The organism is Pseudomonas sp. KK18 (assembly GCF_037094675.1).
Lineage (GTDB): Bacteria > Pseudomonadota > Gammaproteobacteria > Pseudomonadales > Pseudomonadaceae > Aquipseudomonas.
The window spans coordinates 1,016,795-1,030,682 of the sequence record NZ_CP146605.1; the positions used below are offsets into that span (position 1 = coordinate 1,016,795).

Consider the following 13,888-nt stretch of genomic DNA (forward strand, 5'->3'; position numbering starts at 1 on the left):
GATCCTTAAGTGCCGCCGTTTGCGGGCTGTAAGGCTATCCTGGTTTTTGCCGCAGAGCCCGGTGCTTGACGTGCAAATGCAAACAATTATCAAATGCCGGCTTCGCCCGTAAGCTGACTGGGCGCTCTGTACGATGTCGGGCAGCCTTGATCTGTCACATTGCGAGTGTTTCAGCGGGCTCACCCCTTGGAAGGAAACCCTTTTATGCGCCTGAGTGCCAGTGCTATCGCGCTCGTTGTCGGACTGCTGGTCAACGCTGGGGCCCAGGCCTCTGAACTGCCACAACGCTGGGTCAGCGCCGGTGGTGCGTTGTCGGAATGGGTGACGGCCCTGGGCGGTGAGTCAAAGCTGGTGGGCGTGGATACCACCAGCCAGCATCCGGAATCCCTCAAGGCGTTGCCGAGCATTGGTTACCAGCGTCAGTTGTCGGCGGAAGGCATTCTGAGCCTGCGCCCGCAAATCCTGGTGGGCACCGAGGAAATGGGGCCGCCACCGGTGTTGGCGCAAATCCGCAATGCCGGTGTGAAAGTGGAGCTGTTTTCAGCCGAGCCGGATCTGCCGACGCTGCAGGGCAACCTTCAGCATTTGGGCAAGCTGCTGGGTAACGAAGCGAAGGCTGCAGAACTGTTCAGTGACTATCAGCAACAACTTGACCAACAAAAGAACTGGGTGGCCAAGGCCCAGGCCACTCAAAAGGCGCCTGGAGTGCTGTTGCTGCTGGGACATGCCGGCGGCAAACCGCTGATTGCGGGCAAAGACACGGCGGCTGACTGGATGTTGCAGCAGGCCGGCGGCCATAACCTGGCGACCCACGATGGTTACAAGCCGTTTTCCGTAGAGTCGCTGGCGGGGCTCAATCCTGAGGTGCTGGTGTTTGCCGATCGCGCTTTGACCGGGGATGCGGCCCGCGCCGCGTTGTTCAAGGAAAACCCGATCCTGGCTTCGACGCCAGCGGCCAAGAATGGACGCGTCTATGAACTGGACCCGACGCTGCTGGTGGGTGGGCTTGGGCCACGCTTGCCGCAAAGCCTGGTGAGGCTGTCTGCCGGGTTCTATCCGTCTCAGGCTAATACCGCCCCATGACCACTCTGGTTAAACCGCGAACCCTGTTTATCGGCTTGAGTCTGCTGTGTGTATTGGCGATCTGGTTGTCATTGGCCCTGGGGCCGGTGAGTTTGCCGTTAATGGACACACTGCGGGCAGCCTTACGCTTGATGGGTGTGCCAATCGAGGCCCAAGGCCTGGAGCAGGCGGAGTTGATCCTCGGGCAGATTCGCCTGCCGCGTACGTTGCTGGGATTGGCCGTCGGTGGGGTTCTGGCGCTTTCCGGCGTTGCAATGCAGGGGCTGTTTCGCAATCCATTGGCTGATCCCGGGTTGGTCGGGGTTTCCAGCGGTGCAGCGTTGGGCGCGGCGATTGCGATTGTCGGTGGTTCGTTTTTTGGCGGTTTGCCGGATGCACTCGGGCCTTATCTGCTGTCGTTGTGTGCCTTCCTCGGCGGTTTGGGGGTAACAGCGCTGGTCTATCGCCTGGGGCGGCGCAACGGCCAAACCAACGTCGCGACCATGTTGCTGGCGGGTATCGCCCTGACGGCGCTCGCCAGTTCGGCGGTGGGCCTGTTCACCTACCTGGCAGATGACGCTACCTTGCGCACCCTGACGTTCTGGAACCTGGGCAGCCTGAATGGCGCCAGCTACTCGCGCTTATGGCCGCTGCTGCTGGTCAGCGCCGGCGTAGCACTGTGGCTGCCGCGCCGGGCCAAGGCGCTGAATGCACTCCTGCTGGGTGAGTCGGAAGCCAGTCACTTGGGCATTGATGTTGAAGGCCTCAAGCGCGAACTGGTGTTCTGCACCGCGCTGGGCGTGGGCGCGGCCGTGGCGGCTGCGGGGATGATCGGCTTTGTCGGGCTGGTGGTGCCGCATCTGGTACGCCTGCTGGCGGGGCCGGATCATCGGGTGCTGCTGCCAGCCTCGGTGCTGGCGGGGGCGAGTTTGCTGTTGTTTGCCGATCTGGTGGCGCGCATGGCCTTGGCGCCGGCGGAATTACCGATCGGCATTGTTACCGCGTTTATCGGTGCGCCGTTTTTCCTCTACCTGTTGTTACGAGGGCGCGCCTGATGCTGCGAGTAGAAGACCTGCAGATCTGCCGTGGGCGCAAAACTGTGCTGGCGGACATCACCCTGGACCTGTTGCCAGGAGAAGTGCTCGGCGTATTGGGCCCCAACGGTGCGGGAAAAAGTACATTGCTCGGTGCGTTATGCGGCGAGTTGCAGCCCGACCAAGGCCGTGTGTGGCTAGATCAGCGTGAGTTGAAAGACTGGGGCGGAGCGCAGCGTGCCCAGCGGCTGGCGGTGTTGCCGCAGACCTCGACCCTGGACTTTGCCTTTCGCGTCGAAGAGGTGGTGGGCATGGGGCGCTTGCCTCATCAGACGGGCCGGGTGCGTGACGATGAAATCATCAATGCTGCCTTGCAGGCTGCCGACGTTAGCCATTTGAGCGGGCGCAGCTATCTGGCGTTGTCGGGCGGCGAGCGGCAGCGTGTGCACCTCGCACGGGTGCTGGCGCAGCTATGGCCGGGTGAAGCGGGGCAGACCTTGTTGCTGGATGAGCCGACGTCAATGCTTGACCCGCTGCACCAGCACACCACCTTGCAGGCGATCCGCCGCTTTGCCGACCGTGGCGCGGCGGTGCTGGTGATCCTTCACGACCTGAACCTGGCGGCGCGCTACTGTGATCGCATCCTGTTGCTGGAGGATGGCCGGCCCCATGCGTTGGACACACCGGCACAGGTGTTGCGGCCTGAGCCGCTGAAGGCGGTATTCGGGCTGGATGTGTTGGTGCAGCCGCATCCGGAGCGCGGCCATCCGTTGATCATTGCCCGCTGAAAATCGCCGCAGTTTTTTATGGGCAAAAAAAGACCCGGCAAGAGCCGGGTCAAATAACCGTGATTAGCCTGATGAGGAGATAATCTGAGAGTCCGAACCAATGGTCTTTCAGTTATCGGCTGATCTCGCGACCAGTTGTGATAATCATAACGATTCTCATTTGAGAGTCAACATTTGTTTTTGCGGTCTCTTCGAATTTCCTCAAACTTCTGTTTGGAATCCCCGTAAACGCGGGTGCAAGTTGGCATCTCAATTCTTTTGGCGTGCCGTCAGAGCGTCCAGCTGACGATTTAAAGCTTCCTTGCGTTCAACGGGAATGTCATTCCAGTGCACATCCATCAGCGCGCCTTCAATGGCATACAACAACACTTTGGATGCCCTGAAACCGCGGGTGCGTACGGCACGGTACGCGTCGACTGCCCCCAGGCGGCGTAGGTCGGACGCACTGTGGATGCCCACCGCATGCAGCCATTGCGCCGACGTCTTGCCAAGGTTTTTCAGGTGTTGCAGCTCATCATTCATCAAGCCTCCTTGCGACGGCCGAATGGTTCGGTGGGTATCGTGACCAGGCAAGCCTGAAAGGAGTGTAGCGCTCAGTAGGAAAAGCGTAGTTCTTTGGTCGGCAACGACCTAAAAGCTTCTAAGACAGGCGGGGGGGGGGTTAGCGTAGGAAAGGGTGAAGCCCCCGGTACCTTGTGCGTAGCCGGGAGCTGATGCAGCGGTTTAGCGTGTGCGGTAGCGCAGGCGTGTGCCGAAATTGACGGACATCAGGATCTCGTCGGCGCTTAACTCAGGGGGGAAATAAGTGCCGGAGATCTGGGCGTGCGCCAGGCTCGCGCCTTCCAGTGGGCAGTCACGCAAATCCAGGCCGCGCAAGTCGGCGGAGCGGAAATAAGCGTCGGTGAAATCGACGCCCTCGGCATTCAGGTCGCGCAGGTCCAGGCCGCGAAAGTCGCCACCGCGCATATCGATGGTGCCGTCTTTCGGACGCTCCTGGTTGAAGCCGCGGATATCATCTTTATGCAGAAGCGCGTACAGCGGGGTATCAAGTAGCTTCGGCTGGCTCACAATGGCGACTCCCGTGTTGGAATTATGGCGCCATTATAGTGCCACTATTTCTCGGCCGTGAGCCCCGGAAGGCTGCACGACCAAGAAATATTTCTTACAGCCCCGGCAGGCGCTGGCGAATATGTGCCACCAATGCGTCCAGGGTCCCGCTTTCATTGGTCTCCACGCGCTTGCTGAGCAGCAACTCCTCGGCGCTGAGCGGGTCACGGGTGGCCTGCTGTTCTTCGATGATGGCCAGGGTGGCGTCGGAAGGGTCGTTCTTGTCCGCCTGACGTTGTGCCAGCCAAGCGGCGATTACCGCCTGTGGCGCATTGCAGTCAAGGATCAGGAATGGCGCGCCGGTGGCCTCGGCGATCTTGGCCGCCGCGTCGCGTTGTTCTCGCTTGAGGAAGGTCGCGTCCAATACCACCGGGAAACCGGCGCGCAGTACGGTGTCGGCGATTTCGTTCAGGCGCGCGTAGGTCGCGGCGCTGGCGTCTGCGGCGTAGATCCCGGCCTGCGGCGTGTTCTCGACCTTCTGCTCGCCGAACAGGCGCTTGCGCTCTACGTCCGAACGCAGGCGAATCGCCCCCAATGCTTCTACGAGGCGCATGGATACATGGCTTTTGCCAACGGCCGATACCCCATGGGTGATGGCCAGGAAGCGAGATGGGATGGTGCTGTAGCTTTCTGCCAGGTTGGCGTAGTTGCGGTACTGGCGCAGGGTGGTAGCGCGCTGCACCGCGTCCGCCTCGGAAGGCATGCTGAACAGCGCGATCTTCGCGCGTACCAGAGCGCGGTAGGCTTTATAGAAGTTCAGTACTTCCAGGCCTTGATAGTCGCCGGTCAGCTCCAGGTACTGGCTGATGAAGCGTCGTGCCAGGCTCTTGAGGCCGCGGTCTTCCAGGTCCATCGCCAAAAAGCCGGTGTCGGCATACACGTCGGTGAAGCGGAACGGCTCGTTGAACTCGATGCAGTCGAAGATCACCACGTGGCCATCAATCATCGTGGCGTTGCCCAGGTGGATATCACCGTGGCATTCGCGGGTGAAGCCATTGAGCTTGCGTTGTTCAAACAGCGGCTTGAGACGCTCGAAACTGCTTTCGGCCCAGGCCTGCAAGGCGTCCAGTTGTGCCAGGTCGGCCTTGTCGCTGAGGAACGGACGGATCTGCTCGAAGTTCTGCAGCACCGGTGCCATGACATCGTGCGGCGTGCCAGCAGAGTTAGTGGCCGGCACTTTAGGGGCATTCAGGTGAAAATGCGCGATCTGCCTGGCCATTTCGTCGATGTGTGCGCTGGTCAGTTCGCCGTTGGCCTGCAGAGTGCTGAGCAGTTGGCTTTGCGGGAACTGGCGCATTTTCAGCATGTAGTCGACCACCGGACCGTCGCCGCCCAACTGCGGTGCCTCGGCGCTGCCGGTGATCGGCAACACTTCAAGATACAAATCATCGGTCAGGCGCTGGTTGAGGCGCAGCTCTTCATTGCAGAAGTGGCCGCGGGCTTGCAAGGTGGTGAAATCGAGGAAGCCGAAATTCACCGGCTTCTTCATCTTGTAAGCATAGGGCCCAGTGAGCAGGACCCAGGAAATATGGGTCTCGATGACTTGGAACTGATCCACCGGATGGGGAAACAGGGCCGGGTTTTGCAGGGCAGCAATCAGGGACTGGCTCACGGGCGATCCTTCAGAGTCTGGGAAAATTCATGGCGGGCATTATGGCTCCTACAGGCGGTCGTGCAAACCGCTGTCCGGCTCATGTTGGTCATCAATAAAGTGCGTATAATCCGCCGCCATGACTCGTACCCGATCTCCCCGTTCCCGTAAAAAACCTCCTTCCCGCGGCCTGCGCCCTTGGCTGGGCTGGGCGCTTAAGCTCAGCCTGGTAGGGCTTGTCGTGATCGCCGGCTTCGCGGTTTACCTCGATGCCGTGGTCCAGGAGAAGTTCTCCGGCAAGCGCTGGACCATTCCGGCCAAGGTCTACGCGCGCCCGCTGGAACTGTTCAGCGGCCAGAAGCTGAGCAAGGATGACTTCCTCACCGAGCTCGATGCCCTGGGCTATCGCCGCGAACCCGTGAGCAATGGCCCTGGCGCCGCTGCCGTCAGCGGCAACACGGTTGACCTGAACACCCGCGGCTTCCAGTTCTATGAAGGCCTGGAAAAACCCCAGCCGGTGCGCGTGCGTTTCTCTGGCGACTACGTAGCCGAACTGTCCTCGCTCAACGGCTCGAAGTTGCCGGTGGTGCGCCTGGAACCCTTAATGATCGGTGGGATTTATCCGAAAAACCTGGAAGACCGCATCCTGATCAAGATCGATCAGGTGCCGCCTTACCTGCTGGATACCCTGATCGCCGTCGAAGACCGGGATTTCTACAGCCACTGGGGCGTATCACCGAAGTCCATCGCGCGCGCCCTCTGGGTCAACACCTCCGGCGGCAAGATGACCCAGGGCGGCAGTACGCTGACGCAGCAATTGGTCAAGAACTTCTACCTGACCAACGAGCGCAGCCTGACCCGTAAGCTGACCGAAGCCATGATGGCGATGCTGCTGGAGCTGCACTACAGCAAGCAGGAAATTCTTGAGGCGTACCTCAATGAAGTGTTCGTTGGCCAGGACGGTCAGCGTGCCGTCCACGGTTTTGGTCTGGCCAGCCAGTTCTTCTTCGGCCAGCCGTTGTCCGAGCTGAAGTTGCACCAGGTGGCGCTGCTGGTGGGCATGGTCAAGGGGCCGTCCTACTACAACCCGCGTCGCAACCCGGAGCGGGCGCTGGAGCGCCGTAACCTGGTGCTGGATGTACTTGAGCAGCAAGGTGTCGCCACCCCTGAACAAGTGGCCGCCGCGAAGAAAATGCCACTGGGTGTAACCACCCGCGGCAAGCTCGCCGACAGCTCCTTCCCGGGCTTTATCGACTTGGTCAAACGCCAACTGCGTGAAGACTACCGCGACGAAGACTTGACCGAAGAAGGCCTGCGGATCTTCACCAGTTTCGACCCGATCCTGCAGATGAAGGCCGAAGCGTCGGTCAATGACACCTTCAAACGCCTGACAGGTCGTAAAGGCTCTGACGACGTCGAGGCTGCGATGGTGGTGACCAACCCGGAAACCGGCGAAGTCCAGGCCATGATCGGCAGTCGCCAGGCCAGCTTTGCCGGGTTCAACCGGGCGCTGGACGCGGTGCGGCCGATTGGCTCGCTGGTCAAGCCGGCGGTGTACCTGACCGCGCTGGAAAAACCGAGCAAGTACACGCTGACCAGTTGGCTGTCCGATGACCCGCTGTCGGTCAAAGGGGCTGATGGCCAGATGTGGACGCCGCATAACTTTGATCGTCGCTCCCACGGTACGATTTTCCTGTACCAGGGGTTGGCGCATTCCTACAACATCTCGACTTCCCGCCTCGGCCTTGAACTGGGCGTGCCGAACGTGCTCAAGACGCTCGGCCGGTTGGGCATCACTCGTGAGTTCCCGGCGTTCCCATCGATGCTGTTGGGTGCGGGTGCGATGAGCCCGATGGAAGTGGCGACCATGTACCAGACCCTGGCCAACGGTGGTTTCAATACGCCGATGCGTGGGATCCGGAGCGTGTTGACGGCCGAAGGCGAACCGCTCAAGCGCTATCCGTTCCAGATTCAGCAACGCTTTGACCCGGCCTCGATCTACCTAATCCAGAACGCCATGCAGCGCGTGATGCGCGAAGGTACCGGGCGCTCGGCCTACAACGTGCTGCCGGCCAACCTGACACTGGCCGGCAAGAGCGGTACCAGTAACGATTCGCGGGACAGCTGGTTCGCAGGTTTCAGCCAGGACCTGCTGGCAGTGGTTTGGCTGGGGCGTGATGACAACGGCAAGACGCCGTTTACCGGTGCCACCGGCGCGTTGCAGGTATGGACCAGTTTCATGAAAAAGGCCGATCCACTGCCGCTGAACATGCCGCAGCCGGACAATATCGTCCAGGCCTGGATCGATCCGCACACCGGCCAGGGTTCCGATGCCAACTGTCCGGGCGCGGTGCAGATGCCGTATATTCGCGGCAGCGAGCCACCACCCGGTGCAGCGTGCGGAGCCAGTGCGCCCGCCAGTGCTGAATCGGTGATGGATTGGGTCAAGGGCTGGATGAATTAAGCAAAGAGGGTTTCACGTGAACAAGTTGTTGATTCCAGCTATTACAGTTTTGGCATTGCTCGGTGGTTGCGCCAGCGTGGAGCGGGGCTCTATTCCGGTGGTGGACTCCAGTACAACGGTGTCCAACAACGACCGGATCTCGGCCAACGGCGGCTTCCGCCAAACCGTTACCAACCGTCCTGCCCAGGCCCGGCCCCAGGCGCAAGCCGTGCCTCAGGACTCTGGTGTAGTGGTGATGATCCCGGGTGGCGGTGCTGCCACCTCGGCTCCGATCAGTACTCAGCCGTGGACCCCAGGCCCAAGTACATCGGGCCCGATCGACGCCACGCCGATTCAAACGGCACCGATCAACCAGGGCACCTACAACATGCCGTCGACGCCGAGTGGAATTCCTTCCGCCAGCAGTGCCGGCGGTCTGTCAGCCGATGAGCAGTTGGATGGCCCGGTGCTGGCGTTGCTCACCACTGCCCAACAGCAGCAGTCGGGTGGCGATTTGAACGGCGCATCGTCGAGCCTCGAGCGCGCCCAGCGCGTGGCACCGCGTGAACCGCAAGTGCTATACCGCCTGGCTCAGGTTCGCATGGCCCAGGGCGATGCCCCACAAGCTGAACAATTTGCCCGCCGCGGCCTGACCCTGGCCAATGGCCGTCCAGACCTGCAGGCCAGCCTGTGGAGCTTGATCGGTGATGCCCGCGAGAAGCAAGGCGATGCTGCTGGCGCCGCCCAGGCTCGGCAAAAAGCCAAGGTAAGCCTCTGATGGATGCACGCTTTCCGGCGATTGCCGAACAGTTGTTGTTGATCGAGCGCGAACTGCGCTTGCAGGGCTGGTGGGACGAAGTGTCCCCCAGTGCTGAAGCCTTGAGCAGTGTTGAGCCGTTTTCCGTCGACACACTGGACTTTCACCAGTGGCTGCAATGGATTTTCCTGACACGGATGAAGCAAATCCTCGAACAGGACCTGCCATTGCCCAATGCGTCTGGGATTCTGGAGATGGCCGAGATGGTTTACGCCGATCGGCCACTTGAGAGCCTTGGCCTGCGGACTGCGCTGAAAAAGTTCGATCAACTGATCGTCGACGCTCGTTAATTGCCTGGCTGCCGGTTTTTCCGGCAGTCTTGCGCATATTTCTACCGCTTTGCGCCATTCAGGCGAGTTTTATCCCTCCTCAAGCCCCTTTCTTCTACGTTCTCATGCGCTTAGTTGGAAAAAAGCGCAATTATTGCTTGACTTGGAGAGGCTGAAACAGAAGAATCCAAAGTCCGCTGTAGAGGGACTGCCAGAAGCAGACCCACTCAGCAGATCATGAGGCGCATACCCGCGCCGACCTGTTACACCCGCAACGCGTTACCTCGCGCTGGGTGGGAAAATCCCGCAACACTTGGGACGCTCCCAATACTTGCTCAGTCAGTGCTGACGTAGTCGGCGACCACCGTCGCTCATGCTCTGCTGAGAAGTAAACCTATTAAGACCCGTCGGTTTTTAACGGACGGTATTCTGGCGTTTTAGAGGTGAACAACGTGGAGCTTTTATCTGGCGGTGAGATGCTCGTCCGCTTTTTGCGTGACGAAGGCGTCGACTATATCTACGGGTACCCAGGTGGTGCTCTGCTGCATGTCTACGACGCACTGTTCAAGGAACCGGCTGTTACCCACATCCTGGTTCGCCACGAACAAGCTGCTACCCATATGGCTGACGGTTACGCCCGTGCCACCGGTAAAGCCGGTGTGGTACTGGTGACTTCCGGCCCTGGCGCGACCAATGCCATTACCGGCATAGCGACGGCCTATATGGACTCCATCCCGATGGTGATCATTTCTGGCCAGGTGGCGAGCACCATGGTCGGTACCGATGCATTCCAGGAAACCGACATGATCGGTATTTCCCGGCCGATCGTGAAACACAGCTTCATGATCAAGCATGCCTCGGAAATCCCGGAAGTCATGAAGAAGGCGTTCTACCTCGCACAGTCCGGTCGCCCGGGTCCTGTGGTGGTCGATATCCCGAAAGACATGACCAACCCGGCGGAAAAATTCGAATACATCTTCCCGAAGAAAGCCAAGCTGCGTTCCTACAGCCCGGCCGTTCGCGGGCACTCGGGGCAAATCCGCAAGGCGGCAGAAATGCTGTTGGCGGCCAAGCGTCCGGTGCTCTACTCGGGTGGAGGGGTGATTCTGGGCGGCGGTTCTGCACCGCTGACCGAACTGGCCAAGCTGCTCAACCTGCCAGTCACCAACACCTTGATGGGCCTTGGCGCGTTCCCGGGTTCGGACCGTCAGTTCGTCGGCATGCTCGGCATGCACGGCAGCTACACCGCCAACCTGGCCATGCACCATGCTGACGTGATCCTCGCCGTCGGTGCGCGGTTCGATGACCGGGTGATCAATGGCGCGAGCAAGTTCTGCCCGAATGCCAAGATCATCCACATCGATATCGACCCGGCATCCATCTCCAAGACCATCAAGGCCGACGTGCCTATCGTTGGTCCTGTGGAAAGCGTGCTGACCGAAATGGTCGCTGCGCTGAAGGAAATCGGCGAAGCCCCGAACAAGGATTCCGTTGCCAGCTGGTGGAAGCAGATCGACGAGTGGCGCGGTGATCGCGGTCTGTTCCCTTACGACAAGGGTGATGGCAGCGTCATCAAGCCACAGACCGTGATCGAAACCCTGTGCGAAGTGACCAAGGGCGATGCCTTTGTGACCTCCGATGTGGGCCAGCACCAGATGTTCGCGGCGCAGTACTACAAGTTCGACAAGCCTAACCGCTGGATCAACTCCGGTGGCCTGGGCACGATGGGCTTTGGTTTCCCTGCGGCCATGGGTGTGAAGCTGAGCTTTCCGGATACTGACGTTGCGTGCGTCACCGGCGAAGGCAGTATCCAGATGAACATCCAGGAACTGTCGACCTGCCTGCAATATGGCTTGCCGGTGAAGATCGTCTGCCTGAACAACGGTGTACTGGGCATGGTTCGCCAGTGGCAGGACATGAGCTACGGCAGCCGTCACTCCCATTCCTACATGGAGTCTCTGCCTGACTTCGTCAAATTGGTTGAAGCCTATGGCCATGTCGGCATGCGCATCACCGATCTGAAGGATTTGAAGCCGATGATGGAAGAGGCGTTCGCCATGAAGGACCGCCTGGTGTTCCTCGATATTCAGGTCGACACCAGCGAGCACGTCTACCCGATGCAGATCAAAGACGGCTCCATGCGCGATATGTGGCTGAACAAGACGGAGCGTACCTAATCATGCGGCACATTATCTCCCTGCTTCTGGAGAACGAACCGGGCGCTCTGTCACGTGTGGTCGGACTGTTTTCGCAACGCAACTACAACATCGAAAGCCTGACGGTGGCGCCGACCGAAGACCCGACCTTGTCGCGTCTGACGTTGACCACCGTTGGCCATGATGAGGTGATCGAGCAGATCACCAAGAACCTCAACAAGCTGATCGAAGTGGTCAAGCTGGTCGACTTGTCGGAGAGTGCCCACATCGAGCGTGAGCTGATGCTGGTCAAGGTCAAGGCCACGGGTGCACAACGGGCCGAGATCAAGCGCACTACCGACATTTATCGCGGGCAGATCGTCGATGTGAGCGCCAGCGTTTATACCGTTCAACTGACCGGTACAAGCGACAAGCTGGACAGCTTCATCCAGTCGATCGGGACGGCCTCGATTCTGGAAACTGTACGCAGTGGCGTCACCGGGATTGCTCGTGGCGACAAAGTACTCAGCATCTAACTCAAATTTAGCGAATGGCCTTAAACGGCCTGGATATATAGAGGAACCTCATGAAAGTTTATTACGATAAAGATTGTGACCTGTCGATCATCCAGGGCAAAAAAGTCGCCATCATCGGCTACGGTTCCCAGGGCCACGCCCAAGCGTGCAACCTGAAAGATTCCGGCGTTGACGTGACCGTTGGCCTGCGCAAAGGCTCGGCCACTGTTGCCAAGGCTGAAGCCCACGGCCTGAAAGTGACTGACGTTGCTTCTGCTGTTGCTGCTGCCGACCTGGTCATGATCCTGACCCCGGACGAGTTCCAGTCCGCGCTGTACAAGAACGAGATCGAGCCGAACATCAAGAAGGGCGCCACCCTGGCCTTCTCCCACGGCTTCGCGATCCACTACAACCAGGTTGTGCCGCGCGCCGACCTCGACGTGATCATGATCGCGCCGAAAGCACCGGGCCACACCGTGCGCTCCGAGTTCGTCAAAGGCGGCGGTATCCCTGACCTGATCGCGATCTACCAGGACGCCTCGGGCAACGCCAAGAACGTCGCACTGTCCTACGCTGCTGGCGTGGGTGGCGGTCGTACCGGCATCATCGAAACCACCTTCAAGGACGAGACTGAAACCGACCTGTTCGGCGAACAAGCCGTTCTGTGCGGCGGTACCGTTGAGCTGGTCAAAGCCGGTTTCGAAACCCTGGTTGAAGCTGGCTACGCGCCAGAAATGGCCTACTTCGAATGCCTGCACGAACTGAAGCTGATCGTTGACCTCATGTACGAAGGCGGTATCGCCAACATGAACTACTCGATCTCCAACAACGCCGAATACGGCGAGTACGTGACTGGCCCGGAAGTGATCAACGCCGAGTCCCGTCAGGCCATGCGCAACGCCCTGAAACGTATTCAGGACGGCGAATACGCCAAAATGTTCATCAGCGAAGGTGCAACCGGCTACCCTTCGATGACCGCCAAGCGTCGTAACAACGCCGCTCACGGTATCGAGATCATCGGCGAGCAACTGCGCTCCATGATGCCGTGGATCGGTGCCAACAAGATCGTCGACAAAGCCAAAAACTAAGTCGTACGGATCAAGGGAAAACGCGGCTTAGGCCGCGTTTTTTCGTTTGCGGGGCAGGTTCTGGTATAAAGCTGCATCGTTTGCGGGCGAACACTCGCCGCAAGTTTCTGTCGAAATTTTTCACACCGTTGCAAGGTAAAGTCCATGAGCGAACGTCCCGAAGAGCCAAACCAGGCCTCTGACGCCGAAAGCCTGCTACCGATCGATGAACATGTCGAAGAAGGGCACGATGCTGAAGGCCGTAAAGTCCGGCATCGTGGCATCTATCTTCTGCCCAATCTGTTCACCACTGCGAACCTGTTCGCGGGGTTCTACTCCATCATCAATTCCATGAGTGCCCAGAGTGCGTTGGCGGCCGGCGATGCGGCCGGGGCCAGCAAGTACTTTGGTTTTGCCGCGATAGCGATCTTCGTCGCCATGGTCCTTGATGGCCTGGATGGCCGGGTTGCGCGGATGACCAACACCCAGAGTGCCTTTGGCGCCGAGTATGACTCGCTGTCGGACATGGTTGCCTTCGGTGTGGCGCCGGCGTTGCTCGCATTTGCCTGGGCGCTGGGTGATATGGGCAAGGTTGGCTGGATGGTTGCCTTCATCTATGTGGCGGGCGCGGCATTGCGTCTGGCGCGCTTTAATACCCAGGTGGGGACTGCCGACAAGCGCTACTTCATTGGCTTGGCCAGTCCGGCTGCGGCGGGTGTGGTAGCCGGTATTGTCTGGGCATTCAGCGACTACGGTATCCAGGGTTCCAAGATGTCGTTCCTGGTGGCCTTGATGGTTGCGGCGGCCGGCATGCTGATGGTCAGCAATATCAAGTACAACAGCTTCAAGGAGCTGGATCTCAAAGGGCGTGTGCCGTTTGTGGCTATCCTGGCAGTGGTGCTGGTGTTTGCCGTGGTCTTCAGTGATCCGCCGCGAATCCTGCTGCTGGCTTTCCTTGTGTATGCCGCGTCCGGCCCGGTGCAGTACCTTCTGCATCTTCGTCAGCGCAAAACGTTGCCTTAATGTAATTTCCCCCATACTCCGCAGTCTATTGGTGCAT

Annotated in this window: 13 protein-coding genes; 10 read left to right on the forward strand and 3 right to left on the reverse strand. The window is 59.6% G+C overall.

Features of this window, described 5'->3' with window-relative positions:
- Positions 1–204: 204 nt before the first annotated feature.
- The 3 genes from V6607_RS04315 to V6607_RS04325 are packed head-to-tail and all read left to right on the forward strand — an operon-like array spanning position 205 to position 2,884.
- Positions 205–1,083, forward strand: coding sequence for an ABC transporter substrate-binding protein (locus V6607_RS04315; protein WP_102368088.1), 879 nt, complete (start codon positions 205–207; stop codon positions 1,081–1,083).
- Entirely contained in the window at positions 1,080–2,117 is a 1,038-nt protein-coding gene (locus V6607_RS04320; protein WP_134325722.1) for an iron ABC transporter permease, read from the forward strand. The genes V6607_RS04315 and V6607_RS04320 overlap by 4 nt, the downstream gene beginning before the upstream one ends.
- Positions 2,117–2,884: a heme ABC transporter ATP-binding protein gene (locus V6607_RS04325; protein WP_134325723.1), complete on the forward strand. Its 768-nt coding sequence runs from the start codon at positions 2,117–2,119 to the stop codon at positions 2,882–2,884. Before V6607_RS04320 ends, V6607_RS04325 begins: the two co-directional genes overlap by 1 nt.
- A 249-nt stretch (positions 2,885–3,133) precedes the next feature.
- Here V6607_RS04325 and V6607_RS04330 read toward each other — a convergent pair whose 3' ends face one another.
- From V6607_RS04330 to V6607_RS04340, 3 genes are all read right to left on the reverse strand, one after another.
- Positions 3,134–3,406: a TfoX/Sxy family protein gene (locus V6607_RS04330; RefSeq protein WP_003212140.1), complete on the reverse strand. Its 273-nt coding sequence runs from the start codon at positions 3,404–3,406 to the stop codon at positions 3,134–3,136.
- Positions 3,407–3,607: 201 nt separating this feature from the next.
- Positions 3,608–3,952: a pentapeptide repeat-containing protein gene (locus tag V6607_RS04335; protein WP_008436884.1), complete on the reverse strand. Its 345-nt coding sequence runs from the start codon at positions 3,950–3,952 to the stop codon at positions 3,608–3,610.
- A gap of 94 nt (positions 3,953–4,046) precedes the next feature.
- Positions 4,047–5,603 carry a bifunctional aminoglycoside phosphotransferase/ATP-binding protein gene (locus V6607_RS04340; RefSeq protein WP_003212136.1) on the reverse strand — a complete coding sequence of 519 codons (1,557 nt, stop codon included), beginning with the start codon at positions 5,601–5,603 and terminating at the stop codon, positions 4,047–4,049.
- A gap of 118 nt (positions 5,604–5,721) precedes the next feature.
- Here V6607_RS04340 and mrcB point away from each other — a divergent pair, with 118 nt between their 5' ends.
- From mrcB to pssA, 7 genes are all read left to right on the forward strand, one after another.
- Positions 5,722–8,046: a penicillin-binding protein 1B gene (gene mrcB, locus V6607_RS04345; protein ID WP_003212132.1), complete on the forward strand. Its 2,325-nt coding sequence runs from the start codon at positions 5,722–5,724 to the stop codon at positions 8,044–8,046.
- Positions 8,047–8,062: 16 nt separating this feature from the next.
- Complete coding sequence (locus V6607_RS04350; RefSeq protein ID WP_008436887.1) at positions 8,063–8,803, forward strand: hypothetical protein; 741 nt, start codon at positions 8,063–8,065, stop codon at positions 8,801–8,803.
- On the forward strand, positions 8,803–9,132 hold the full coding sequence (locus V6607_RS04355; RefSeq protein ID WP_003212129.1) for a YqcC family protein: 330 nt from the start codon (positions 8,803–8,805) through the stop codon (positions 9,130–9,132). Before V6607_RS04350 ends, V6607_RS04355 begins: the two co-directional genes overlap by 1 nt.
- Before the next feature lie 431 nt (positions 9,133–9,563).
- The gene (locus V6607_RS04360; RefSeq protein WP_008436892.1) at positions 9,564–11,288 is read left to right on the forward strand and encodes an acetolactate synthase 3 large subunit; all 1,725 of its coding nucleotides are present in this window, start codon (positions 9,564–9,566) and stop codon (positions 11,286–11,288) included.
- Between the two features lie 2 nt (positions 11,289–11,290).
- A complete protein-coding gene (gene ilvN / locus V6607_RS04365; RefSeq protein WP_003176102.1) occupies positions 11,291–11,782 on the forward strand; it encodes an acetolactate synthase small subunit in 492 nt (163 codons plus the stop codon).
- Between the two features lie 50 nt (positions 11,783–11,832).
- Positions 11,833–12,849 (forward strand): ketol-acid reductoisomerase, encoded by a 1,017-nt coding sequence (gene ilvC, locus V6607_RS04370; protein ID WP_003212125.1) that lies wholly within the window; start codon positions 11,833–11,835, stop codon positions 12,847–12,849.
- A gap of 144 nt (positions 12,850–12,993) precedes the next feature.
- On the forward strand, positions 12,994–13,851 hold the full coding sequence (gene pssA, locus V6607_RS04375) for a CDP-diacylglycerol--serine O-phosphatidyltransferase (RefSeq protein WP_003212123.1): 858 nt from the start codon (positions 12,994–12,996) through the stop codon (positions 13,849–13,851).
- Positions 13,852–13,888: the final 37 nt, after the last annotated feature.

Coding starts and splice junctions, on each gene's coding strand:
- V6607_RS04355 (WP_003212129.1), top strand. CDS start 8,803: ATGGATGCACGCTTTCCGGCGATTGCCGAACAGTTGTTGTTGATCGAG.
- V6607_RS04330 (WP_003212140.1), bottom strand. CDS start 3,406: ATGAATGATGAGCTGCAACACCTGAAAAACCTTGGCAAGACGTCGGCG.
- V6607_RS04315 (WP_102368088.1), top strand. CDS start 205: ATGCGCCTGAGTGCCAGTGCTATCGCGCTCGTTGTCGGACTGCTGGTC.
- V6607_RS04325 (WP_134325723.1), top strand. CDS start 2,117: ATGCTGCGAGTAGAAGACCTGCAGATCTGCCGTGGGCGCAAAACTGTG.
- ilvC (WP_003212125.1), top strand. CDS start 11,833: ATGAAAGTTTATTACGATAAAGATTGTGACCTGTCGATCATCCAGGGC.
- mrcB (WP_003212132.1), top strand. CDS start 5,722: ATGACTCGTACCCGATCTCCCCGTTCCCGTAAAAAACCTCCTTCCCGC.
- ilvN (WP_003176102.1), top strand. CDS start 11,291: ATGCGGCACATTATCTCCCTGCTTCTGGAGAACGAACCGGGCGCTCTG.
- V6607_RS04320 (WP_134325722.1), top strand. CDS start 1,080: ATGACCACTCTGGTTAAACCGCGAACCCTGTTTATCGGCTTGAGTCTG.
- pssA (WP_003212123.1), top strand. CDS start 12,994: ATGAGCGAACGTCCCGAAGAGCCAAACCAGGCCTCTGACGCCGAAAGC.